This is a genomic window from Streptomyces sp. NPDC043427 (assembly GCF_056436655.1).
This window is the reverse complement of record NZ_JBWKCC010000025.1, coordinates 120831-141952: the sequence shown is the minus strand read 5'-3', so window position 1 is coordinate 141952 and position 21122 is coordinate 120831. Positions and strand designations below refer to the sequence as shown.

The 21122-nt window shown below is 68.1% G+C and carries 26 protein-coding genes; 24 read left to right on the top strand and 2 right to left on the bottom strand.

Features of this window, described 5'->3' with window-relative positions; all coding sequences use genetic code 11:
- Positions 1 to 4: 4 nt before the first annotated feature.
- The 8 genes from AC067M_RS32330 (at position 5) to AC067M_RS32295 (ending at position 4826) form a co-directional block, all read left to right on the top strand.
- A complete protein-coding gene (locus tag AC067M_RS32330) occupies positions 5 to 211 on the top strand; it encodes a hypothetical protein (protein ID WP_069769930.1) in 207 nt (68 codons plus the stop codon).
- Positions 211 to 402 carry a mobile element transfer protein gene (locus AC067M_RS32325; protein ID WP_069769931.1) on the top strand — a complete coding sequence of 64 codons (192 nt, stop codon included), beginning with the start codon at positions 211 to 213 and terminating at the stop codon, positions 400 to 402. Before AC067M_RS32330 ends, AC067M_RS32325 begins: the two co-directional genes overlap by 1 nt.
- 9 nt (positions 403 to 411) lie before the next feature.
- Entirely contained in the window at positions 412 to 606 is a 195-nt protein-coding gene (locus AC067M_RS32320; RefSeq protein ID WP_037680541.1) for a hypothetical protein, read from the top strand.
- A gap of 13 nt (positions 607 to 619) precedes the next feature.
- Complete coding sequence (locus AC067M_RS32315) at positions 620 to 871, top strand: SpdD protein (RefSeq protein WP_478700585.1); 252 nt, start codon at positions 620 to 622, stop codon at positions 869 to 871.
- 131 nt (positions 872 to 1002) lie between these two features.
- Positions 1003 to 2325: a replication initiator gene (locus tag AC067M_RS32310; protein ID WP_478700584.1), complete on the top strand. Its 1323-nt coding sequence runs from the start codon at positions 1003 to 1005 to the stop codon at positions 2323 to 2325.
- The gene (locus AC067M_RS32305) at positions 2325 to 2495 is read left to right on the top strand and encodes a helix-turn-helix transcriptional regulator (protein WP_060900682.1); all 171 of its coding nucleotides are present in this window, start codon (positions 2325 to 2327) and stop codon (positions 2493 to 2495) included. The genes AC067M_RS32310 and AC067M_RS32305 overlap by 1 nt, the downstream gene beginning before the upstream one ends.
- Positions 2492 to 3865, top strand: a complete 1374-nt coding sequence (locus tag AC067M_RS32300; protein ID WP_478700583.1) for a tyrosine-type recombinase/integrase — start codon at positions 2492 to 2494, stop codon at positions 3863 to 3865. Before AC067M_RS32305 ends, AC067M_RS32300 begins: the two co-directional genes overlap by 4 nt.
- A gap of 73 nt (positions 3866 to 3938) precedes the next feature.
- A complete protein-coding gene (locus tag AC067M_RS32295) occupies positions 3939 to 4826 on the top strand; it encodes a nuclease-related domain-containing protein (protein ID WP_478700582.1) in 888 nt (295 codons plus the stop codon).
- Between the two features lie 46 nt (positions 4827 to 4872).
- Here AC067M_RS32295 and AC067M_RS32290 read toward each other — a convergent pair whose 3' ends face one another.
- Positions 4873 to 5622, bottom strand: coding sequence for a hypothetical protein (locus AC067M_RS32290; protein ID WP_478700581.1), 750 nt, complete (start codon positions 5620 to 5622; stop codon positions 4873 to 4875).
- Positions 5623 to 6906: 1284 nt separating this feature from the next.
- Between AC067M_RS32290 and AC067M_RS32285 the strand changes: the two genes are divergently transcribed.
- Positions 6907 to 7359: a GntR family transcriptional regulator gene (locus AC067M_RS32285; RefSeq protein WP_478700580.1), complete on the top strand. Its 453-nt coding sequence runs from the start codon at positions 6907 to 6909 to the stop codon at positions 7357 to 7359.
- The gene (locus tag AC067M_RS32280; protein WP_478700579.1) at positions 7356 to 8258 is read left to right on the top strand and encodes a phosphotransferase enzyme family protein; all 903 of its coding nucleotides are present in this window, start codon (positions 7356 to 7358) and stop codon (positions 8256 to 8258) included. Before AC067M_RS32285 ends, AC067M_RS32280 begins: the two co-directional genes overlap by 4 nt.
- A gap of 5 nt (positions 8259 to 8263) precedes the next feature.
- Here the strand turns inward: AC067M_RS32280 and AC067M_RS32275 are convergent, their stop codons facing one another.
- Entirely contained in the window at positions 8264 to 9637 is a 1374-nt protein-coding gene (locus AC067M_RS32275; RefSeq protein ID WP_478700578.1) for a hypothetical protein, read from the bottom strand.
- Positions 9638 to 9982: 345 nt separating this feature from the next.
- Here AC067M_RS32275 and AC067M_RS32270 point away from each other — a divergent pair, with 345 nt between their 5' ends.
- From AC067M_RS32270 to AC067M_RS32205, 14 genes are all read left to right on the top strand, one after another.
- Entirely contained in the window at positions 9983 to 10282 is a 300-nt protein-coding gene (locus tag AC067M_RS32270; RefSeq protein WP_478700577.1) for a hypothetical protein, read from the top strand.
- Positions 10279 to 10911: a DUF6303 family protein gene (locus tag AC067M_RS32265; RefSeq protein ID WP_478700576.1), complete on the top strand. Its 633-nt coding sequence runs from the start codon at positions 10279 to 10281 to the stop codon at positions 10909 to 10911. Before AC067M_RS32270 ends, AC067M_RS32265 begins: the two co-directional genes overlap by 4 nt.
- Entirely contained in the window at positions 10908 to 11924 is a 1017-nt protein-coding gene (locus tag AC067M_RS32260; protein ID WP_478700575.1) for a DUF2637 domain-containing protein, read from the top strand. The genes AC067M_RS32265 and AC067M_RS32260 overlap by 4 nt, the downstream gene beginning before the upstream one ends.
- The gene (locus AC067M_RS32255; RefSeq protein ID WP_478700574.1) at positions 11921 to 12571 is read left to right on the top strand and encodes a GGDEF domain-containing protein; all 651 of its coding nucleotides are present in this window, start codon (positions 11921 to 11923) and stop codon (positions 12569 to 12571) included. Before AC067M_RS32260 ends, AC067M_RS32255 begins: the two co-directional genes overlap by 4 nt.
- Positions 12571 to 12954: an RRQRL motif-containing zinc-binding protein gene (locus tag AC067M_RS32250; protein WP_478700573.1), complete on the top strand. Its 384-nt coding sequence runs from the start codon at positions 12571 to 12573 to the stop codon at positions 12952 to 12954. Before AC067M_RS32255 ends, AC067M_RS32250 begins: the two co-directional genes overlap by 1 nt.
- A gap of 79 nt (positions 12955 to 13033) precedes the next feature.
- A complete protein-coding gene (locus AC067M_RS32245) occupies positions 13034 to 15262 on the top strand; it encodes a cell division protein FtsK (protein ID WP_478700572.1) in 2229 nt (742 codons plus the stop codon).
- A gap of 141 nt (positions 15263 to 15403) precedes the next feature.
- Positions 15404 to 15685 (top strand): hypothetical protein, encoded by a 282-nt coding sequence (locus tag AC067M_RS32240; protein WP_478700571.1) that lies wholly within the window; start codon positions 15404 to 15406, stop codon positions 15683 to 15685.
- Positions 15682 to 15873, top strand: coding sequence for a hypothetical protein (locus tag AC067M_RS32235; RefSeq protein ID WP_382021233.1), 192 nt, complete (start codon positions 15682 to 15684; stop codon positions 15871 to 15873). The genes AC067M_RS32240 and AC067M_RS32235 overlap by 4 nt, the downstream gene beginning before the upstream one ends.
- Positions 15874 to 15889: 16 nt before the next feature.
- Positions 15890 to 16351 (top strand): hypothetical protein, encoded by a 462-nt coding sequence (locus AC067M_RS32230; protein ID WP_478700570.1) that lies wholly within the window; start codon positions 15890 to 15892, stop codon positions 16349 to 16351.
- 14 nt (positions 16352 to 16365) lie between these two features.
- Positions 16366 to 16800, top strand: coding sequence for a hypothetical protein (locus AC067M_RS32225; RefSeq protein WP_478700569.1), 435 nt, complete (start codon positions 16366 to 16368; stop codon positions 16798 to 16800).
- Positions 16801 to 16890: 90 nt separating this feature from the next.
- A complete protein-coding gene (locus tag AC067M_RS32220) occupies positions 16891 to 17790 on the top strand; it encodes a bifunctional DNA primase/polymerase (RefSeq protein WP_478700568.1) in 900 nt (299 codons plus the stop codon).
- Entirely contained in the window at positions 17787 to 18944 is a 1158-nt protein-coding gene (locus tag AC067M_RS32215) for an AAA family ATPase (RefSeq protein ID WP_478700567.1), read from the top strand. The genes AC067M_RS32220 and AC067M_RS32215 overlap by 4 nt, the downstream gene beginning before the upstream one ends.
- The gene (locus AC067M_RS32210; protein ID WP_404096729.1) at positions 18941 to 19135 is read left to right on the top strand and encodes a helix-turn-helix transcriptional regulator; all 195 of its coding nucleotides are present in this window, start codon (positions 18941 to 18943) and stop codon (positions 19133 to 19135) included. The genes AC067M_RS32215 and AC067M_RS32210 overlap by 4 nt, the downstream gene beginning before the upstream one ends.
- Positions 19132 to 20592, top strand: a complete 1461-nt coding sequence (locus AC067M_RS32205; protein WP_478700566.1) for a tyrosine-type recombinase/integrase — start codon at positions 19132 to 19134, stop codon at positions 20590 to 20592. Before AC067M_RS32210 ends, AC067M_RS32205 begins: the two co-directional genes overlap by 4 nt.
- The last annotated feature ends 530 nt before the right edge of the window (positions 20593 to 21122 follow it).

The following is a 21122-nucleotide window of genomic DNA, read 5'->3' as shown; positions in this document are numbered from 1 at the left end:
CACCTTGCGCCCGTCCACGCTCCGCGCGCTCAACCGCGCCGCCGAGCTGACCCGTCAGAACCGCCTCACCGAAGCAATGCTCATCGCCGAACCCGTGATCCTCACCGCCGACGAGTACGAGGGCGCGGAGATCCGGCAGTGGCTGCTTGACCACGTCGCCGACTTCACCGACGAAAACCAGAACCACGACGAACCGAAGGAGCTGCCCTGATGCCCGCCAACCGCCGTTTCCGCCGAGTCGTCCGCATCGGACCCGTCCAGGTCGGCACCGCCTACGACGGCCGCGGTCGTGAGAAGCACACCGCCGTCTGCACTGCTCCCCGCTGCGGCTTCTCCAACGACTTCGACACTCGTGCAGCCGCCGAGCTCGCCGCCCGCACCCATCGCTGCCGCGTCCGCTGAGGAGACCCCGTGACCGTCTCGCTTCCGCTCGTCTTCGTCCTGGGCGTCATCGCCTGGGCCGCGATCAAGTTCCTCGGCGTGCGCATGTGGGTCGCCGTCGTGATCGCGCTCTTCGGCTTCTGGCTTTCGCACACCTTCCTCGCCCCCGCCATCGAGTCCGGCACCCGCTCCGGGGTCGGCGTCGTCAACGGCGACAACCGCTGAAAGGAGCTCCGCCATGTTCCGCCCCAAGCTGCCCGACGTCCCCACTCCGCCATCGACCCTCATCCCGCAGCAGCACCACCAGCACAACCCCGCTCCGACCGCCGCCGGCCGCTCGCTCAGCCCCTACGCGGTCCCGGTCGCCGCAGTCCTGGTCGGCGGAGTCGTCCTCACCGCGCTCCTGGCCGCCGTCGCCATCACGGCCATCTCCGTGGCCATCGCCGCCGTGGTCCTGCGCTCCCTCCTGAACAACGCCAACAGGCGCTGACCGGCCGCCGGGGCGGCAACAAGCCGCCAAGCATCCCGCCGCCCCGGGGCCGTCCCTTCCCACCGCCGAAACAGCCGAAAGGAAGTCCCATCATCACCCGGCAGACTCCGCCCCCTCTGGCGGAACTCTCCATGCTGGCCTCGCTCGGGACCATGCCCGAGCTGGCCCGCCAACTCTCCGGTCTGGGCGGCTGCACGCATCCCGTCCGCCTCGGCGGCCACCGCACCGAATACGCCGTCGACACCGCAACCGGCGAGATCGGCCGCACCCTGCACCACCTCGACTCGACCGCCCTCCCCGCCGGCCAACTCCTCGTCCGCTGCAACAACCGCCGCGCGACCCGCTGTCCGGCCTGCGCCGAGACATACCGCCGAGACACCTACCACCTGATCACCGCCGGATTACGCGGCGGCAAAGGCACCTCGGACCAGGTCGCCACCCATCCGCGCGTCTTCGCCACCTTCACCGCCCCCGGCTTCGGCCCGGTCCACCACCGCCGCACCGACGGACGCCCCTGCCGCTGCGGAGCCCGCCACGACGAGAACGACAGCACGTTGGGTACGCCCCTCGACCCGGACCGCTACGACTATGAAGCGGCCGTGCTCTGGAACGCCCATGCCGGGCACCTCTGGCGGCGCTTCTCGATCTACCTCTGCCGGGAGATCGCCAAGCGCGCCGGTCTCACCCAACGCACCTTCCGCGACCATGCCCGCGTCTCCTTCGCCAAGGTCGCCGAGTATCAGAAGCGCGGTGCCGTGCACTTCCACGCCGTCATCCGCATCGACGGCCCGGAAGGCGGCGACACGGCACCGCCCGACTGGGCGACGGCGGAGCTCCTGACGGACGCCATCCAGGCCGCGGCCACCGCCGCCCGCGTGGACGGCCCGACCGTCGACGGACGCGCGCACACCTTCGCCTTCGGCCGCCAACTCGACGTCCGCACGATCCGATCCGCCGACTTCGACGACGGCCAGGACCTCACCGAACGCGCTGTCGCCTCGTACATCGCGAAGTACGCGACCAAGGGCGCCGAGACGGCGACCGGCACCCTCGACCGCCCGCTGCAGTTCCTCGCCGAGCTCGCCCAGGCACGCATCACCGAACACGCCCGACGCATGATCCGCGTCGCCTGGACCCTCGGCGCACGCCCTGAGCTCGCCGAGCTCCGCTTACGCGCCTGGGCGCACATGCTCGGCTTCCGCGGCCACTTCTCCACCAAATCCCGCCGCTACTCCACCACCCTCGGCGCACTGCGCACCGCTCGCGCTGACTGGCGACGCGCACAGCTCGCCCCGGTGGTCGAGACAGAGCCGACGGAAACGACTCTCGTCCTCTCGCACTGGGTCTTCGCCGGTACTGGCCTGAGCCGTGCCGAAGCCTGGCTCGCTTCGTCCCTCGAACCCGCACTCGGAACGGAAGGAGAACCGACGTGGACTCCCGTCACGACGAGCTGATGACTGTTCGCCAAGTCCTGGATGAGCTGGGCGGTGTCTCTCGCCGAACCTTCTACCGCTGGCGGGAGCTGGGATACGGGCCGGCCGCGTTCAAGCTGCCCAACGGAGAGCTCCGGGTATGGCGGAGCGACTTCACCACGTGGCTGCGACAGCTGGAGGCGGCGGCGTGAAGTCCCTTGATGTGAAGGTCTGGGCGGTTCGCAAGCGGGACACGAAGACGCCCTCCTACGGTGTCCGCTGGTCCGTTGCCGGCAACGTGCTCTCGGAGTCATTCCGCACAAAGGCGCTCGCCGACCACTTCCGCACGAAGCTCATGCGAGCGATGCGCGACGGTGAAGAGTTCGACACTGAGTCGGGGCTCCCGGCCTCGATGGAAGAGAAGAAGTCGGCCGTGTCCTGGTACGCCTTCGCCCTCAGGTACCTCGCCATGAAATGGCCCCATGCCGCCCCCAATACGAGGGACGGCATCAATGAATCCCTCACCAGTGTGACGCTGGAGCTCCTCGACGAGCGTGCCGGACGGCCGTCCGATGAGGTGATCCGCAAAGCGCTGCGCAACTGGGCCTTCGTCTTGCCGGGGCCTGACGATCGGGAAGTCCCGGACGACGTACGGATCGTTCTCCACTGGGTGTCCAAGGCCTCTCGGCCGCTCGCCGATCTTGCTGCACCCGCCACGGCCCGCGCGGTCCTCGACTCGCTAAAGCTCAAGCTCGACGGCACGGCGGCAGCGGCAGAAACCGTGCGGCGCAAGCGTCGGACCCTCGTCAACGCCGCGAACTATGCGGTTGACCTGGGGGAGCTGCGCGAGAACCCCATTACGGCTGTCCGCTGGCAGAAACCGAAGGTGTCCAACCAGGTTGACCCGCGCGTCGTCGCCAACCCGGAGCAGGCTCGCAACCTCCTGGCGGCCGTCTCCTATGTGGGCGGATACCGGCGTGCCCGCGGCCGTCGTCTCGTGGGTCTGTTCGCTGCGATGTACTTCGGTGGTCTGCGGCCGGCTGAAGCGGTCGGCCTCGCCGAGACGGACCTGATCCTCCCGGAACAGGGCTGGGGCTCGGCGCTGCTCCACCGAACCCGCCCGTCGGTCGGCAAGCAGTGGACCGACTCTGGGGAGACCCACGACGACCGCGGGCTGAAGAACCGGCCGACCGAGGACGTCCGCCGGGTACCCATTCCGCCTCACCTCGTCGCTGTGTTCCGTGAGCACCTGGCCACCTTTGGCACAGCGGACGACGGGCGCCTGTTCTTCAGCGAGAAAGGTTCGGTCGTCCCGTCCTCGACCTACTACCGCGTGTGGCAGGAGGCCCGGCTCCTCGCGCTCCCGCCGGCCGCCGCCTCCTCGCCGCTCGCGAGTCGGCCATACGACCTTCGACACTCGGCGCTGTCGACCTGGCTCAATGCCGGTGTCGACCCGACCGAGGTCGCCGAGCGCGCTGGCAACAGCGTCGAGGTGTTGCTGACCCGCTACGCGAAGTGCCTCGACGGACGGCAGGACGTCGCCAACCGCCGTATCGAGGACCTTCTGCGCGAGTACGAGTGAGACACCCTGCACCCCACCCACGCCCCGGGCATCTTGTCCGGGGCCTCTCTCGTTTTGAGCGCTACCTGCTGCGATGCTTCGAGCCGAGAGCGGACGAGGGGGGCTCGTGGAGCTGAGGGTGACGCGCTGGAAGCGGTACGGACAGGATCGCCTGTACGCGAACCTGCCGGATGGCACTGCGGTCGGCTGGGCGGATGTCAGGACGGGGCACATTACGGTCCTGGTCGCTGAGTACCGCGACGACGTGGTTTCCGTGCTGACACGCCACTTACGGAACGCCTCCGAGTCGGTCATGCCACAGAGGGCACCTGAGGCTGAAGCGCGCCCGATGCTGCCGCCTTTGACGTCGGCCGACGACCTGTCCACCAACCGTCCAGGTGAGTCCCTCCGGGACCTGCTCGACAAATCCGGCGTGGGTCTGATTGAGCAGCTCGTCTCACAGCTCTTGCGTCGCCGCACAGAGTGGGATTCCTGGCGCAAGGGGCTGGCGGGGGAGAGGCGAGTGGGAGCCGAGCTGAACCGTTTGGTGAGTCACGGCTGGCGGGTCCTGCATTCCATCCCCCTGGCCGACAAGGTGGACGTCGATCACTTGCTGGTCGGGCCCGGCGGCGTGTTCAGCATCAACACCAAGCACCACCACAAAAAGGCTGTATGGGTCGGCGACGATTCCGTGAAGGTCAATCACGGAAAGCCGGCCCCCTACGCGCGCAAGAGCCGGGCGGAAGCTAAGCGGGTAGCTCGAGTGCTGGAGCACTATTGCGGCTTTCCTGTCCCGGTGGAGCCCGTGCTCGTCTTCGTCGGCGTGACCGATCTGAAGGTGGTTGCCACACAGCTCAGCGTGCGCGTGTACCAGGAGCGTCAGGTGGCGGCACTGGCGCCGCTCTCGGGGGTGCTGACAGCTGAACAGGTCGAGCAGGTGTACGGCGTCGCTCGCCATCGACAGGCTTGGAGCCAGGCCTGAGACAGTCCGTCTCAGCCAGGGGTCAGTCATCCCTGCCTGAAGCGGTTCACCCGTCCCAGCGGGTTGCAACGGCATCCGCGACGCTGAAGACAGCGTCGCACTCGGCGCATTGCGCTTTGCCGAAGAGATAAGTCAACTTGCCAGCGGCATCGGCCTGGTTGTCGGCGAGCGCGCGACTGTGCAGTCTTTGGGCAAGCCCCTCCAGCGCTGAGGAGTCTGCGGGCTGAAGAGGGAGCTTCTTTGCCGCGGTCTCGTTCATGTACATGCTGTCTGTAGTCGAGAAGAAGCCGTACTCACCGAAGGCTATGAAGTTCTCGGCGCTACACGCGGGGCAGGGCACTTCGTATTCGTCGTCGTTCAGGCCGTCGAGTTGTTCGCCCCAAACCGGGACATCTTCGAAGCCGAGGAGTGCGGCGAGCAGGTAGACGTAAGTTCCGGGGTCATCGCTGAGGCTCGGATCCCGGAGAGCTTCCTCAGTCAGTTGCAGCAGGTCGGACATCTCCGAGGCGTAGGCCACGTGGGGATCCTGCTCGCCGTATGGCTGGTCGGTGCTGGCCGCGATGGCGCCGGCCAGCAAGAGTGGTTGCTGTCTGTCCGCAGGCGACCACTGGCGCGCCATGTCTCGTAGGGCCGGCAAGGCGGCATGGCTTGCCGAGTAGACGGTGCCCTGATGGCACAGGCGGGACCAGAGCTCGGTCCAGTCTGAGTCGTTCGGGGCTTGGCTCACCCTGTCGAGCAGACCGGGAACGTCTTCTGCCGTGCCGTAGGCGTGGTGGAGTTGCGACCAGTCTGTCATGCCAGCGATCTAAGCAGTCGGGCGCCGCAGACTTCACGGCTGGGGGCGTGCCAGTCGCGCTGTCGTCGGAAGCAGCCGGCGACCTGCGGCGATGCTCCAAGATCCCGTCCACGCCTCGTCCACAGACCCCGACACACGCCCGCTCCGGGCTGCATCTGCCTGCACATACGCGAAGACCCCGGCCTCAGCGTTTCCGCTGGTGACGGGGTCTTTGGGCACCTGATCCAAGGTGCCCCCGGCAGGATTCGAACCTGCGCACACGGCTCCGGAGCACAATCAGTGTTCGGCTTGCGAATGGGCTCTGACCAGCAGGTTCCTTGATCCCGGAAGGTGTGCGGTGCCCCTGTGTATCGCAGATAGTGCGAAGTCGGAAGTCGCCTCCGGCTCCTGCGTCCATTGGTTGGTCGGCTCCGCCGACGGGCTGCAACACCCTGGGGGCCTCGCGCAGCAACTGTGCCAAGGCCTGACAGGGCAAGTGGCCGGCATGGGCCGCGCAGATGCTTCAAGCTGTGCCCATGGATGCAGGACTGGCAGCGGTTCTAGGAGCAGTCGTCGGATCGGCGGCAACTATCGGGGCGGCGCTCGCTGGTGGTTGGGCCACGCGTGACCAAGCAAAGATCACTGCGCAGGCACAGCACGTGAGGGAGTTGCGCGGGCCACGAGAAGCTGCCTATCAGGCGTTCATAGAAGCAATATCGGCAGTTATTGACAATGCTAGTTTGGCTCTGGAATCGCGAGCGAAATGCTTCGAGGCGGAAGGTAATTGGAGTCGTCTACTTGACGAGGCTCGGGTGGCGAGAATTCGGGTGCAATTGGCTGGCCCTGGAAGCGTAGGAGACTTAGCCGAGCGTGTCGGTGTGTCCGCTGACATTACAGCTTCTCCTGCCAGTGAGCTATTCCGGCGGTGCGGAGGCGAGAGCGGCGTGCAGGATGATCAGGCATTTGACTCTGAGCGCGGCCGATACGTTCGGAAGGCCTTGGTACAAAACCGCAGAGTGCTCGTCGATAAGCAGCGATCCTTTATTTCTGCTGCTCGGAGTGCTCTTGAAGATTCGGGGGTAGCGCGTGCGCAACCATGACGCCCAGGGGGAGCGGACGCCCCCCGAGTGTTACAGCCGTCTGTGACCGGACAGCCCGGACACCAGCACTCTGAGCTGTCCGGGCTGTTTGTGCAGGTGGGAGGCGTAACCGGACAGCCGGACAGGTGGGACACTAGGTGTCGGTTGGCCGGGCGAGTGGGACGCTGGTAGAGGAAGCCGCCACGTAACTGGAAGGGGAGGCCACGTGCCGCAGGCGAGTCCGCGAGGTACGTACTTGGAGGTCTCTGATTCACTGCGCCAGAAGATCAAGGGGGGCGAGATCACGGAAGCTCTACCGTCTCAGGCACGGCTCATGAGCGACCACGGTGTCAGCCGAAGCACCATCGAACGCGCCCTAGGAGTGCTCAAGGGTGAAGGGCTGATCGAATCCGTACAAGGGGCCGGCTGGTACGTGGTGGGGAGCGGGGACCGTCGTCCGTTGATCGAGAGAGTGACTGACCTCTTGGAGGCTGAGGAAGTCAAGGTCGGCGACCGCTTCCCCACCGAGAAGGAGCTATGCGAGCGGTTCGGTGCGTCCCGGACCGCCGTGCGTTCCGCCATCGCGCAGCTGGAGGGACAGGGACTCATCGGTAAGGGGGCCGTGAAAGGGCGGGAAGTCCGAGCCTTGCCCGGCGGGCGGAGGTCTAGCACGGCATGACGACTACTGAGCGGACCGAATTCGACGAGGATGCGGCAGAGACCATCCTGCGCAAGGCGTGCGAGGTTGCCGACTTGGACGCAAATGGAATCGAGATGCTGCGGTTCGGAGACCACGCGGTGTTCCGCGTAGACGACGGCCGTATCGTTTCTCGGGTGGGCCGGAGTCCCGATCGGCTTACCTCCGTACGCAGGGAAGTCGCCGTGGCGCGATGGCTCGCCGCTGAGGAGTATCCGGCGGCTCGACTCGTCACGGCGGCCAAACAGCCGGTTGTCATCGAGGGTCACCCTGTGACCTTCTGGGAAGGGCTCGCCGACGGAGAAAAATACGCAAGTACAGGCGAGATGGGCGTTCTGCTGCGACGCCTTCACGAATTGGTGCCGCCGCCTTTCTCTCTGCCGCCCCTGCAGCCTTTCGACAGGGTCGCACAGCGTTTGGAGCAGGCTGCAATTTCGGACGCTACTCGCGCATTTCTCCGATCCTTGGCCGACGACTTGGCTACGAAGTACAGCGAGCTCCAGTTCGCGCTCCCGGCCGGTCATCTACATGGAGACTTCAACGTCGGCAACGTCCTCCATGATGGGGTCGGCCACCCCAAGGTCATCGATCTGGACGGCTTTGTCACGGGGCCGCGCGAGTGGGACCTCATGCAAACGGCCATGTACTACGACAGCTTTGGTTGGCACACAGAGGCTGAGTATGCCGATTTCGTCGCCGGATATGGGTTCGACGTGCGGGAGTGGTCTGGGTACTCCATTCTTCGGAGTGTCCGCGAACTACTGATGGTCGCATGGCTTTCGCAGAACGCGAGCACCGATCAGCGCGCGGCCGAGGAGGTTGAGAAGCGGGTGGAAACCCTGCGCTCGGGTGGCTCTCGCCGAGACTGGGCGCCTTTCTAGGGCGGTTATGCGGTCTGTTGCCAGAGGCGGAAGCCACGGGCCTGTTCCTGGAATTCACGGAACTCCGTGGCCCGCCTCATCCCGTCCGAGACGCGCCCTTGGAACTCAAGTACGTACTGAACGCAGCGCGCCGACTTCAACCCCTCGCCAAGTTGCAGCGCACTCAGAGCGAACTCAAAACCACGACCGATCTCGCCGTGAATGATGTAAGACTCGGCCTGCACCATGGTCGCAAAGAAGTCACTTCTGTTGTTGAGGCCGTCGCCGAAAATGGAGCCCGCCCCGCGCTCCGTTGCTTCGATCGAACGCCCTAGGTCACGGAAGCAATGGCCCATCTCGGCTGCGAGTTCCACCTCATCGAAGTAGGCGATGTATGGCGGATCGCTGTCGATTGTCCTCTGGCTGAGCTTGCGTTCCGCCTCCGCAAGAGCGAGGTCACAGCCGCGCCCGTCTCCGAGGCGGGCGAGGGCCCGCGCTTCCATCGCGATGTGGTGCGCCGCCATCGTGGGCCCCAGGCTGCCGGCCGGGCCTACGTATGCAGCGCGGGCGAGAGTCGCGGCATCCCGGTATCGCCCCAGGAACGTCGCCTGATGGCTCATAGCAGAGAGAATGCTGCTGCCGAGAAGCCTGTCACCGGCCGTCTGTGACATGCGTAGACCCTGGATAAAGTAGCGCTGCGCTATGCCGTGCAATCCGCTGTCGTACGACATGAATCCGGCGAGCAAGAGCGCTTCGGCGACAGCAGAGTGAAGTTGTTTGCCCACGGCATCGGAATATGTCCCGTCTAACATCGGCCGGACGTCTGTGTGCAGATATTGAATCAGCGCTCGCCGGGCGTGGCCACCCCCGAACTTCCCGTCAAGCATGCTGAAAGCGTCGGTGGTTGAGCGCACCATTTCCACGTCTACGGCGCCGACCGCCCGGCTGCCCGCTCGCGTCAGTTCTCCGTCCGGAGGTGCCACGATCCAGCGCAGAGATGCAGCGTTCCAAGCCGCTGAATCGGGCAATGCCCGAACCAGCGTCTCAGCGTCGGCCAGGTCGGCGCGCCAAAGGTCGGTCACGGTCTTGGCTGTGCCCTCCGGCTTGTCCGCGAAGTCAAGTCCCAACTCCGGCTTGATCGCCGACACTGCCGCTTCGCCCATCCCGGTGTCATCGATCGTGACGTGACGCCCCAACTTGCGTCCGATGGCGTCGGCAATGAACTGCGGCATGCTGCCGCGCGGGATGGAGCCCTTGAGCCATCTGGTCACGTACGTGTGGTCGCAGGTGATGTCCTCACCCGACCGAGCGGCAGCGGCGACCACGGCGCGAGCAAGCGACTTGTGCGAGAAGTCGCCTTCCTGCATGAGCGCGGCCAGCCTGGCGTTCCGGTCTGCCATCGCACCCCCAGAGAGTGGCCGTAGTACCAGCTTGACTCAACGTCACTCTACGCAGGTCAGTGACGGGGTGCAGAGGGTTTGCACTTGGGGGTGCACGAGTGCACCCCCAAGTGCACGCTCCCCAACTCTCCTCCCCCTTCACGAAGCTTGAGTCATCGCCGCGAGGCAGACCGGCGGTTCGGGTTCAAAGACAGAGCGCTTGACGGCCCGGAATCGATCTGCCAACGTGAGTGGTAGGTAATACACACCACGCTTCAGGGTGTGGCGTTGCCGCGGCGTCGGGACTCCCCAGCAAGGTCGCCCGCCGCCGCGGTTCTCCCAGCCCCATCGATTCAGGAGATCACCATGCGCTTGTACGTCGGCCGTCAACAGGCCGTCTCGGCCGAGGACTTCGTGGAACTGGCCCTTGGCACCCCGGTTGAACTGTGGCTCGGGGTGGAGGGCGAGAGCGAGATGGAGCGCGCGGCCCGCTTGGACGCGGCGCGGGACATCCTCGCCGACCCGGAGTACCGCAACCTCCCGGACGACGTGGCCCGTATCGCCGCTGAGGTGATCGAGGCGCACGCCCCGGAGCTGTTCAACGTCGTCCCACTGTCCCGCTCGGCAGGCCGCCGCCGGGCTTCCCGGAAGGGAGCGGCGGCATGACCTGTCGGGCGCTGCGTGCGCAGATCAGCGTGCGGTGCTGCGGTACGACGGCCCCTGAGCGGACCGAGGGGCCGTGCTGGCAGCTGTTCGTCATGACGCCGGGCCGCGTCAGTGACTGGCCCGTGTTCACGTGGCCCACCTCGTTGCAGGCGCCGACGGTGGAAGAGCGGGCGGAAGTACTTGCCACGCTCGGCTACCGGCTCGCCGACGGTTCTGGGTGGGAGTGGTGCGAGGACACGACCCCGGAGTACCACCCGCACCCCTCGCGCGTCGCGTTGCTGGCCGCGGCTCACGTGCGGCCCGTGAATGAGGGGGGCACGGCTGCCGCCGACCGTTGCCCGGCCGCTCATCCCGATGACCCGACCCCGTGCGACGGCCCGGCTGTGGTGACCGTGCTGGACGCCCACAACGCCGGGGCGGACGGCTGCGAGCACCATGCGGCCCGGCTACTGGCGTCGTTGGAGGGAGGCAGGATCTACGCCCTGCCCGACGCGCCGGCGGGCGCCGCCATCCGTATCTTCACCGCCGCGGACGGCATGCCGCCGTTCGTCTGGTACGAGGGTGCCCCGCGGACGCAGCCGAACCAGCGCAGCCGTGCCGAGAACCGCCGTCGGGGGGTGACGGCATGACCACGACCGACACGGCACAGAAGGCTGAACATCCGGCGGTGCCGCCGCTCACCCGCCCGGAAATGGGGCTCGCCGGAGTCGGCGCGTTCGCCGCGGCCGGGGTAGGAGCGCTCGGTCTGATCTCCTCTTTCGACGCCGTTTCGGCCGCCGCCGCGCGGTGGGGGTTCGGCGAACCGTGGATGCTCCCCGTCGGGATCGACACGGCGATTCCGGTGTTCACCGTGGCCAACCTGCTGTTGATCCGGATGGACATGGCGTTGGCGTGGGTGCGGTTCGTGCCCTGGGTGCTCACCCTGGTCACCTGCGGGCTGAACGTCGCCGCCGGTGAGGGCGTGTGGGCGAAGGTGGCGCACGGCACGATGCCCCTGCTGTGGGTGGTGTTTTCCGAGATCGGCGCGCACATCTACGCCGTGCGGATCGGCGCCGCAACCGGCCGGAGGATGGAAAAGATCCGGTTCTCCCGCTGGCTGCTGGCTCCGCTGTCGACGTTCACGCTGTGGCGCCGCATGACGCTGTGGGAAGTCACCTCCTACAGTCTGGCGCTCGGCTGCGAGCGGGAACGCCTGTTGGCCCGCGCGGACCTGCGGGAGCGGTACGGGCCGCTGTGGCGGTGGAAGACACCACGGCGCGAGCGGGTGATGCTGCGGATGGGCGAACTCACCCCCGCCGCCGACACCGCCCCCGTCACCTCCGCCCCGGAGCCGACCGAGCCGAAGGGCGAGGCGTCCACGCCGCCCCGCCCGCGGACGGCCAAACCCCGGCCGAAGAAGGCTGCTGCCTCGCCGCAGCGCACGCCGGCCGAACTGCTCGCCGAAGCGCGCACGGTCACGGCCGACTGGCCCGACGCACAGATCAACGGCGAGACGCTGCGCAAGGTGCTGCACTGCGGTTCCGGCCCGGCCCGGCAGGTGCGTGACGCCCTGCTCGCCGAACGCACGCAGAACACTGCTCCGACCCTCGTAGACACCGACGCCGCCGTCTCCGGTGCTGAGGCTGAGGGGGTGGCCGCGTGAACACCCTGGCCACGGTCCTGCTGTCCGCCTTGCCGCTCGCCGCAGGATGGGCGGGGCATGTGTGGTGGCTGCGCAGTTGTCTGAACACCGCGCGGCGTGACCCGCTCACCGGGCTGCGCACCCGCGACGGCTTCACCCGCCGCGCCACGGCCCTGCTGAGGGACCCGCGTGCGGTCGTCGTCCTCGCCGACGTGGACAAGTTCAAGCACATCAACGACACCTTCGGGCACGCGGCTGGGGACGCGCTGTTGAAGGCGACCGCCGACCGCCTCGCCCACTACACCGGTCCTCGCGGGGTGGCCGGGCGGCTCGGAGGCGATGAGTTCGCCGCCGTCCTGATTGACGACCACGGCGCCGCCGGCGACATGCTCGCCGTACTGCACGGCGTGCTCGCCCGCCCGGTCGACGGCCAGGACCCCGCCGTCCGCACCTCGGTTTCGCTCGGGTGGGTGAGGGCCGCGGACTTCCCCGCAGATGACCTCTCCAGCCTGCTCCGGCGGGCGGATGAGGCGATGTATGCGGCCAAGCAGGGCCGCGCGGGAGCCCGGCGTGCCGGGCTGGGGTGGCTATTCGCCACCGTCGCCGGGCGGCGCGCCGGACGCTCCGGAGCCCGCACCGACGCTCCGGTCGTGGGGGTGGCGGCCTGATGACCGCGTACACCAAATGCTTCGACCCTTCCGGCGCCCGGTTCGGGCTCCCCACGTTCCCGTGGCGGTTCGCCCCGGACGGCTACGCCACCCGCCGCCAGCTCCGTGCGGCCGGTCTGCGGCCGGGCGGACAGCCGATCGCTGCGCAGGTGATGCGCACCCACCGGGGCCGTAAGGGCGGGGTGCAGGTCGCATACCTGTACCGCGTCGACTGCGCCAAGCCGGTGCGGCCGATGACGTCCCGCAAGTGGGGTGCGCTCGCCCTGGCGATGCTCGCCCGCCGCACCTGCCCGCAGTGCCAGGTGACCTACGACTACTGCCTCCCGACATCGCTCGGAATGTGCATCTTCTGCGCCTACCCCGAGGAACAACGCGCCGCCTGAACGCCAGTACGGGGCCCGGTCTCAACCGACCAAAGCAGCGGCCGGGCCCCGCCATCCCTCCCGAAAGAAGGCCCCCTCAGTGAAGCACCCCGACGACGACCACGAACTCTTCAACCGACTCGAAGCCGAGATGTCCGCCGACTCCGGCGGTGAAGTGGTCGACCTGGACAAGGCCCGATCCGCCCGCACCGATGCGACCGACCCCGCCCCCCGACCGGCCGCCGACCGGTCGCCCGACTCCCACCCCGGCGAGTCGGCCCCGGAGTCGGCCGACCCGAGTGCGCGCGTGTTGGTCGACTCGCCGACGCTGAAGGCGGCCGGTCCGGGCTACCTCGGTCGGCTCGCCGCCGCGCGGCGCCGTCCGATTGTCCCGGCGTGGCTGCGCTCGCTGGCGGAGCTGCGCACGGCGTCAGCGTGGGTGGCCCGCCACTACGCCCACGCTGCCGGTTACCACGCGCTTCGCGCTCCGGTCTACGCTGCCCGTCTCGCCCTGCAAGCCCCGGCCGGCGCCGCCCGGTTCGTCGGGGGCACGATGCGGTGGGTGGCCGACCGGGAGGGCGAACCCGTCCGCCTCGCCGCCGTCCGCCGCGAGGACGCAGCCGAGTACCTGAAACTGTCGCGGCAGCGAGACGGCCGTGTCCGGCTGCGGACCCTGGTCACGGTGCTGGGCATGTTCATTGGTCTGGCGACCGCGCTGGCCATGTACGTGCTCGCCCCCGACTGGCTTCAGGCCGTGTCGGTGACCGCGCTGGTGATGGCGCTTGGAGTCGTCGGCCGCCGCGCGGACGCTCCGGTCGTCCACCGGGCGGTGGAACTGCCCAAGGCGACCAAGCTCACCAGTGACATCGTGCTGCGCGCCCTCGGTGCGCTGGGCATTCCGGCGATCAACCAGGCGCAGGCCAAGGGGCGGGACGGGTTCGAGTTCACCGCCCCGATCACCCGTGACGGCCCCGGATGGCGCGCCCAGGGCAACCTCCCCTTCGGCGTGACGGTCACGGACATCATCGAGCGCCGCGAGCGTCTCGCCTCTGGCCTGCGCCGCCCGCTGGGCTGCGTGTGGCCCGAGGCGGTCGCCGAGGAGCACACCGGGCATCTCGTGCTGTGGGTCGGTGACCAGGATCTGGCCCAGTCGAAGAAGCCTCAGTGGCCTCTTGCCAAGGCGGGCGCTGTGGACCTGTTCAAGCCGGTCGCCTACGGCACTGACCAGCGTGGGCGCTGGGTGGACGTGACCCTGATGTACATCGCCGGGGTGATCGGCGCCATCCCCCGCATGGGCAAGACGTTCCTGCTGCGCCTGCTGCTGCTCATCGCGGCGCTGGATCCGCGGGCGGAGCTGCACACCTACGACATGAAGGGCACCGGCGACCTGGACCCGGTCGGCGACGCCGTCTCCCACCGGCACGCCGCCGGCGACGACGACGAATCCATCCTGTACGCGCTCGCCGACTGGCGTGCGCTGCGCGAGGAACTGCGCCGCCGCACCAAGGTGATCCGCTCCCTGCCCCGGGACATCTGCCCCGAGTCGAAGGTCACCAGCGCACTCGCGGACAAGCGGTCGCTCGGGCTGCACCCGATCGTGGTCGGGGTGGATGAGTGCCAGGTGCTGTTCGAGCACCCCGACCACGGCAAGGAGTTCGAGGAGATCGCCACCGACCTGGTCAAGCGGGGACCTGCCACCGGCATCGTGGTGCTGCTGGCCACGCAGCGCCCGGACGCCAAGTCGCTGCCCACCGGGATCAGCGCGAACGCGTCGGCCCGGTGGTGCCTGAAGGTCATGGGCCAGACGGAGAACGACATGGTGCTGGGCACGTCCGCCTACCGGCGCGGGGTGCGGGCGACCATGTTCGCGTGGGGTGACAAGGGCATCCACTACTTCGTGGGCGAGGGCGCCGACGCCCGGATCGTCTACGGCACCTTCGTGGACGCCCCCGGCGCCGCAGTCATCGCCGCCCGTGCCCGCAGGGCCCGCGAAACCGCCGGACTGCTCACCGGTCACGCGCTCGGGGAGGCCCCCGAGGAAGTGACCGGTCCGGCCTACGACCTGCTCGCCGACATCCTCGCCGTCGTCCCGGCGAGCGAGTCGAAGGTGTGGTCCGAGACGGTCGTGGCCCGGCTCGCCGAGCTGCGCGAGGACGTCTACGGCGGGTGGGACGCCGAATCCCTCGCCGCCGCGCTCAAGCCGCACGGCATCGACACCGTGCAGATCGGCCGCCGGGTGGACGGCAAGGTCGTCAACCGCCGCGGCATCGTCCGCGCCCACATCGTCACCGCGATTGCGGAGCGTGACGGAAACCGGGGCGTGAGCTGACGGTCCGGGGCCGCTAGCGCTAGCGGCACGCCCCGCTAACGTTAGCGGCCCCGCTAGCGCCCCAAACCGCCTTTGATCAGGCCGCTAGCGGATAGCGGCCCACCTGCGGAAACCCCCGAAACTCCGCCCGGAGGGCATCTCATGACCCCCACCATCCTTGCTATCGCCTGCCTGTTCATCGTCACATTCAGTTACGGCGGGCTGTGTGCGGCCTCGCCGTTCGGCGACTGCCGCAAGTGCCGCGGCATGGGCCACGCGCTCAAGACCGACCGCAAGGGCCGGTTGAAGCGCGGCAAGGACTGCCGCCGCTGCAAGGCCACCGGCAAGCGCATACGCGTCGGCCGCTGGCTCTACAACCGCTGGGCGCGCATCTACCGCGCCGGCACCGACACCCCTCGCCCGGAAGGCATCCGAACCCGATGATCCTCAACATCTCCGCCGTCCTGCTCTTCGGCGCCGCCTCCGCATTCGCCGTCAAGACCAAGTCCGCGGGCGGCGGCGCCGCCCTGGTGCTGTTCATGTTCGGGTTCTTCACCGCCGGGACCGGCGCCTACGAGCCCATCCACAACCTCGTTGAGGCGTTCGCCGCCGCCCTCAACGACATCGGCTGAGAAAGGGACCACGACCGTGAACGAACCCACCCGCTACGGGACTTCGGCCGAACCGACGGCCCTGGAAATCCACCACCCCACCCCGATCACGCCCGCGCACCCGACGCCAGTCGTGCCCATCCAGCCCGGCACGATCCCGTCCGTGGCGAGCGTCGTCCTCCCGGACGGCCGTGTCGTCACCGGCTACGCCGTAACTCCTGTACAACCCGAACCGTTCGCCGCCAAGCCGGCGGTCTCCCGCGCGGCGGTGAACGTCGCCCTCGGGGGCGTTGGGTTCCTCGCCGTGTGCGGCGGGCTGCTGCTGCTCACCACGTTCATCACCGCCCTCACCGCCCTGGTCACCCAGCTGGTCATCCTCGCCGCCGTCACTTTCGGCGGATGGGTCGCCGTGCAGGTGTTCAGCGCGAGCGGCCACAAGGGCGGCACGACCGTGAACATCCGCAAGGCCGTCATCAAGCGCAACCACTTCCACACCTGACCAGCAGGAGAGGCATGTTCGAGATCCGCATCATCTGCGACCCCGCCGACACGGCCACTGTCACCGCAGCGTTGAATCACGCGTTCGCCCTCGGTGCCATCCGCGACCGCCCCACCCGTGACGGGGGCAAGCGGCGCCTCTACGTCACCGCCGACCACCGCGAGCCCAGCCCCGACGTCGTTGAACACGAACTCGCCCGCAGCCACCCGGCATATGCCGACGCACCCGACCAGCGTGTCGAAACGGACTGGCTGATCTCGCAGGCCAACACCGGCAAGTGCGACCGGGAATGGTGGCTGCGCCGTGCCGCCGTCGGCGACCGCTTCCACCCCGACGAACAGGCCGTCTACATCGCGCGCGCCCTGATCGCCCTGGACGGCGCGGAGGTGACGGACCACCCCCGCGACTACGTCCGTCGGCAGTACGCCGCTTGGGCCAAGAAGCAGTAGCAACGCCGCGGCGGCGGGACTCCCCAGCAAGGTCGCCCGCCGCCGCGGTTCTCCCTGCCCGTCCGTAGACAGAACAGGAGAACCCTCAGCATGCCGTACCCGAACGGCTCTGCCCAGCTCACCGCCGCGCTTGACGCAGCGTCGCGTGACTGGCGCGTCTTTCCCCTCATCCCCGGCGACAAGCGCCCGGCCGTCTCTGACTGGGAGACCCGCGCCACTACAGATCCGGAGCGCATCACCCGTGCGTGGTCCGTCGGCGCCTTCAACGTCGGTATTGCTACCGGCCCTTCCGGCCTGGTCGTCATCGACCTGGACAAGCCCAAGCACCCCGGCGACACCCCGCCGGCCGCTTGGTCCCGGCACGGCGTCACCGACGGTGCCGACGTACTCGCCGTGCTCTGCACGCGCCACGGCCAGCCCTTCCCCGGCGACACGTACACCGTCCGCACTCGGAGCGGCGGCACCCACCTGTACTTCCTCGCACCTGAGGGTGAGCCCCTGCGTAACACCGCCGGGGACAGCGCTCGGGGCCTTGGGTGGAAGGTCGACACCCGCGCATGGGGCGGACTCGTGGTCGGCGCGGGCAGCACCGTCGCCGGACACCCGTACAAGGTCACCCACCATCGGCCCGTGGCACCCCTGCCGGGCTGGCTCGCCGACCTCCTGCGCCCGGCCCCGCTGCCCCCGCAGACACCCATCACGGTTGCCCTCACCGGCCACGGACGGCGCACCGCTTTCCTCCGCTCTGCGATCAACGGGGAAGTGGAGCGGGTCATCGGCTCCGGCCCGCACGAGCACAACAACGCGCTCTACATCGCTGCGGTCGCTCTCGGACAGCTCGTTTCCGGTGGTGAGCTGAGCGAAGCCGACGTCACCGGCTGGCTTCTCACCGCCGCGCTCCAAGTCGGCCAAGGCGAGCGCGAGGCCCGACGCACCATCGCTTCCGGCCTGCGGGCCGGAGCCCGGCGCCCCCGGACGGTCACAGCATGAGCGCCAACCCCATCCCCCCGCTGCACCTGTACTCCGTGCCCAGCGACCCCGAACCGGCGCCCATAGCGCCGCCGAAGCGGGAGCGCCCGCGGACCGCGTGGACGGCCGATCAGCTCATGGCCGCGCACTTCCCCGAGCCGAAATGGGCCGTGCCCGGCATCCTCGCCGAAGGCGTCAGCCTGCTCGCCGGACCGCCCAAGGTCGGCAAATCCTGGCTCTCCCTCGGTCTCGCCCTCGCCGTCGCGGCCGGAGGCCAGGCCTTCGACTCCGTACCGGTCGAGGGCGGACCAGTCCTGTACCTCGCCCTGGAAGACACCCCGCGCCGTCTCCAGACCCGCATGGGCAAGCTACTCGGAGGCCAGTCAGCGCCCGCCGGCCTGACCCTGGTCACCGAATGCCCGCCCTTCCCCCAGGGCGGCACCGAGGCCATCGCCCAATGGTTGGAGCGCAACCCCGACGCGCGCATGGTCGTCATCGACGTGTTCGCCAAGATGCGTGGCCAGGCCCCGGCCAGTGTTTCGGCCTACGACGCGGACTATGTCGCCGTCGGCTACGCCAAGCGGCTCGCCGACCACTACGGCGTGGCTGTCGTCCTTGTCCACCACGTTCGTAAGGCGGGCTCCGATGATTTCCTCACCGAGGTCTCCGGCACCAACGGGATCGCCGGAGCCGCTGACGCCACCCTCGTACTGAAGCGAGCGCGCGGCCAAGCAGACGGCATCCTGCACGTCACCGGCCGCGACGTGGACGAAGCCGAGTACGCCCTCAGCTTCCAACCGGCCTCCGGAGCCTGGCACTTGTTGGACGGCCCGGCGTCCGACCACACCGTCGGCGACACCCGCGCCACGATCCTGCGCTACGTCCGCGCTCACCCCGGCGCCAAGCCGAAGGACATGGCGGGCGAACTGCCGAACGTCGACCTGGACACGATCAGGCGCACCTGCAACCGCATGGCCGACGCCGGACAGCTCACCAAGGACCCCAGCGGCCGGTACTACCCGGACACCGACACCCGGACACAGGGCGCCCAAGAGGTGTCCGCACTGTCCGGCTGTCCGGTTACCCCATCTGACCAGCACGAACACCCCGGACAGTCGGAATTGGAGCTGTCCGGCCTGTCCGGTGCGGACGAAGCCGATGCGGAGAGGGAATGAGCGCCCGTACGCAGGACGAAAAGATGACCGTCCAAGAAGTCATCGCCGATCTGAAGGTCGCCCCATCGACCTTCTACCGGTGGCGCCAACTCGGCAAAGGCCCCCGCGCAATCAAACTCCCCAACGGCGACGTACGGATCCGGCGGTCGGAGTACGAGCGTTGGCTTACGGAGCGGGAGGACGCTGCGTGAGCACGGATGACAACGCTCCTGTTCTCCGACCGCACGGGGAGGCGAAGCCGGGGTATTCCCTCGATATCCGGCTGTGGAAGGTCACGAAGGTCAATCGGAAAGCGCGTCCGTACCAACTGCGATGGGTCGTAGGCGGGAAGGTGAGTAGCGCGACGTTCGCCACGTCGGCGCTGGCCGAAAACCGAAGCTCGGAATTGCGTCAGGCAATGCGCCGGGGCGAGGCCTTCGAGATTGCAAGCGGACAGCCTGAGTCCGAAGTCCGCGCGGCAGCGGAAGCGGCGAAAGCTGCAGAAGAAGAACCGCCGTTGCGGTGGTTCGAGTTCTGCCGCCAATACGTCGCCGGGCGGTGGCGTACGAGCGCGGCCAAGACCCGAGAGGGCATGGCGGACGGTCTTGCAGCCGTGACGCTGGCCATGGTCAAGCGCGGGGATGGCGTTCCCTCGGATGAGCAATTGCGGTTGGCCTTCCGGTGGGGCATTGTGCCCGCGAATGCGGGGGAGGATCCGCCGGCCGACCTCAAAGCCGCGTATGACTGGCTCACGACGACGGATCGTCCGGTGGCCGATGTGGCAGACCCTGCGGTGTTCGAGGACGTGCTCTATCGCCTCGGGTACAAGCTGGACGGCACCCCTGCGGCGGGCGACACATACAGGCGCCGCCGCCGAGCACTGAACACGGCTCTCGAACACGCGGTGGTCGCGGGCGACATCTTGGAGAACCCGCTTCAGCGCGCCCGGCGAAAGCACGTCGGCTCCAATGACGTGGTAGACCGGCGCGTCCTCGTGAACGCCCTACAGGCCCGTCAGTTGCTCGCGGCAGTTTCCTACGTCGGATCGTGGGATCGATGCCGCGGAAGGCGTCTGGTCGCCTTCTACGCAGTCCTGTACTACGCAGGTCTGCGGCCGGCGGAGGCGGTCGGACTGAGGCGGTCTGACTGCCATCTCCCGGACGCAGGATGGGGCACGCTGACGCTCCGGGAGACGCGTCCCGTGTCCGGGAAGCAGTGGACCGATTCCGGGGAGCGTCACGACCGGCGTGGCCTCAAGGCGCGGGAGGCCAAGAGCGACCGACCGGTGCCTATCCCCCCCGTCCTTGTAGCGATCCTGCGGACTCACCTGGACACGTTCGGCACGGCCAAGGAAGGACGAGTGTTCGGCAACGAGCGTGGGGGCGTGGTCGGCTCATCTACCTACTGGCGGGTGTGGGAGGAAGCGCGGGAGTACGCGCTCCCACCTGAGCGAGTCGAATCGCCCTTGGCCGGACGCCCCTACGACCTGCGGCACGCGTGCATCACGCGATGGCTGAACGCGGGGGTGCCGATCGCCGAGGTAGCCCGGCGAGTAGGCAACTCTCCCGAGGTGATCCACCGCCGCTATCACGGCTGCATCGACGGTCACGAGGAAGCCGCTAACGCGAAGATCACAAAGGCGTTGGAGGAGGACGGAGACTCTGCATAGAAGTCACCGCCCTACGAGGGCGGTCCGGGAGACTCGGGCCGCCCGCGTTGACCGTTCCACGGCTCAACCGGAACTGCCTAGGAACTTCCAGCGCAGGACACTAGTAGTAGAGCGGACGCTCAACCCCATCCTCTATCTCCCATCCGGCGCCGCACTGTTTACATCTAAGGTGGGTTGCAGTGTGCCAATTGCCGCTTCCTTCTTCGTGCCCGAGTTCCCACTCAGCCCTGTAGATGACCTTCTTGCGATTGTGCGGGCATTCGCGAGGGTTGTACGCGTAGTAAATAGCTCCCCGATACAAGCCCCGAAGTCGCCGAGTTTGTCGCCAGACAGGATTCATCCCGCCTCCTCGAATCATGGAGGGTGATTGACCAACTCCTATATCCATGTTGCGGCGAATCTTCAACGCATGCAACGCCGCGATGGTCGTGATCAGCTAGTGTCCTGCGCCTGAAATCCGTCGGTAGACCTGTCTCGTCTCGGCGGTCGGATTCCCGCCGCCGACCAGGCGCGTTGATCGTCGCGGCTCA

Bases quoted from the DNA above. Each gene is read 5' to 3' on its own strand.
- AC067M_RS32325 (WP_069769931.1), top strand. From the start codon at position 211: ATGCCCGCCAACCGCCGTTTCCGCCGAGTCGTCCGCATCGGACCCGTC.
- AC067M_RS32315 (WP_478700585.1), top strand. From the start codon at position 620: ATGTTCCGCCCCAAGCTGCCCGACGTCCCCACTCCGCCATCGACCCTC.
- AC067M_RS32310 (WP_478700584.1), top strand. From the start codon at position 1,003: ATGCTGGCCTCGCTCGGGACCATGCCCGAGCTGGCCCGCCAACTCTCC.
- AC067M_RS32305 (WP_060900682.1), top strand. From the start codon at position 2,325: ATGACTGTTCGCCAAGTCCTGGATGAGCTGGGCGGTGTCTCTCGCCGA.
- AC067M_RS32295 (WP_478700582.1), top strand. From the start codon at position 3,939: ATGCTTCGAGCCGAGAGCGGACGAGGGGGGCTCGTGGAGCTGAGGGTG.
- AC067M_RS32290 (WP_478700581.1), bottom strand. From the start codon at position 5,622: ATGACAGACTGGTCGCAACTCCACCACGCCTACGGCACGGCAGAAGAC.
- AC067M_RS32280 (WP_478700579.1), top strand. From the start codon at position 7,356: ATGACGACTACTGAGCGGACCGAATTCGACGAGGATGCGGCAGAGACC.
- AC067M_RS32275 (WP_478700578.1), bottom strand. From the start codon at position 9,637: ATGGCAGACCGGAACGCCAGGCTGGCCGCGCTCATGCAGGAAGGCGAC.
- AC067M_RS32270 (WP_478700577.1), top strand. From the start codon at position 9,983: ATGCGCTTGTACGTCGGCCGTCAACAGGCCGTCTCGGCCGAGGACTTC.
- AC067M_RS32265 (WP_478700576.1), top strand. From the start codon at position 10,279: ATGACCTGTCGGGCGCTGCGTGCGCAGATCAGCGTGCGGTGCTGCGGT.
- AC067M_RS32260 (WP_478700575.1), top strand. From the start codon at position 10,908: ATGACCACGACCGACACGGCACAGAAGGCTGAACATCCGGCGGTGCCG.
- AC067M_RS32250 (WP_478700573.1), top strand. From the start codon at position 12,571: ATGACCGCGTACACCAAATGCTTCGACCCTTCCGGCGCCCGGTTCGGG.
- AC067M_RS32240 (WP_478700571.1), top strand. From the start codon at position 15,404: ATGACCCCCACCATCCTTGCTATCGCCTGCCTGTTCATCGTCACATTC.
- AC067M_RS32235 (WP_382021233.1), top strand. From the start codon at position 15,682: ATGATCCTCAACATCTCCGCCGTCCTGCTCTTCGGCGCCGCCTCCGCA.
- AC067M_RS32225 (WP_478700569.1), top strand. From the start codon at position 16,366: ATGTTCGAGATCCGCATCATCTGCGACCCCGCCGACACGGCCACTGTC.
- AC067M_RS32220 (WP_478700568.1), top strand. From the start codon at position 16,891: ATGCCGTACCCGAACGGCTCTGCCCAGCTCACCGCCGCGCTTGACGCA.
- AC067M_RS32215 (WP_478700567.1), top strand. From the start codon at position 17,787: ATGAGCGCCAACCCCATCCCCCCGCTGCACCTGTACTCCGTGCCCAGC.
- AC067M_RS32210 (WP_404096729.1), top strand. From the start codon at position 18,941: ATGAGCGCCCGTACGCAGGACGAAAAGATGACCGTCCAAGAAGTCATC.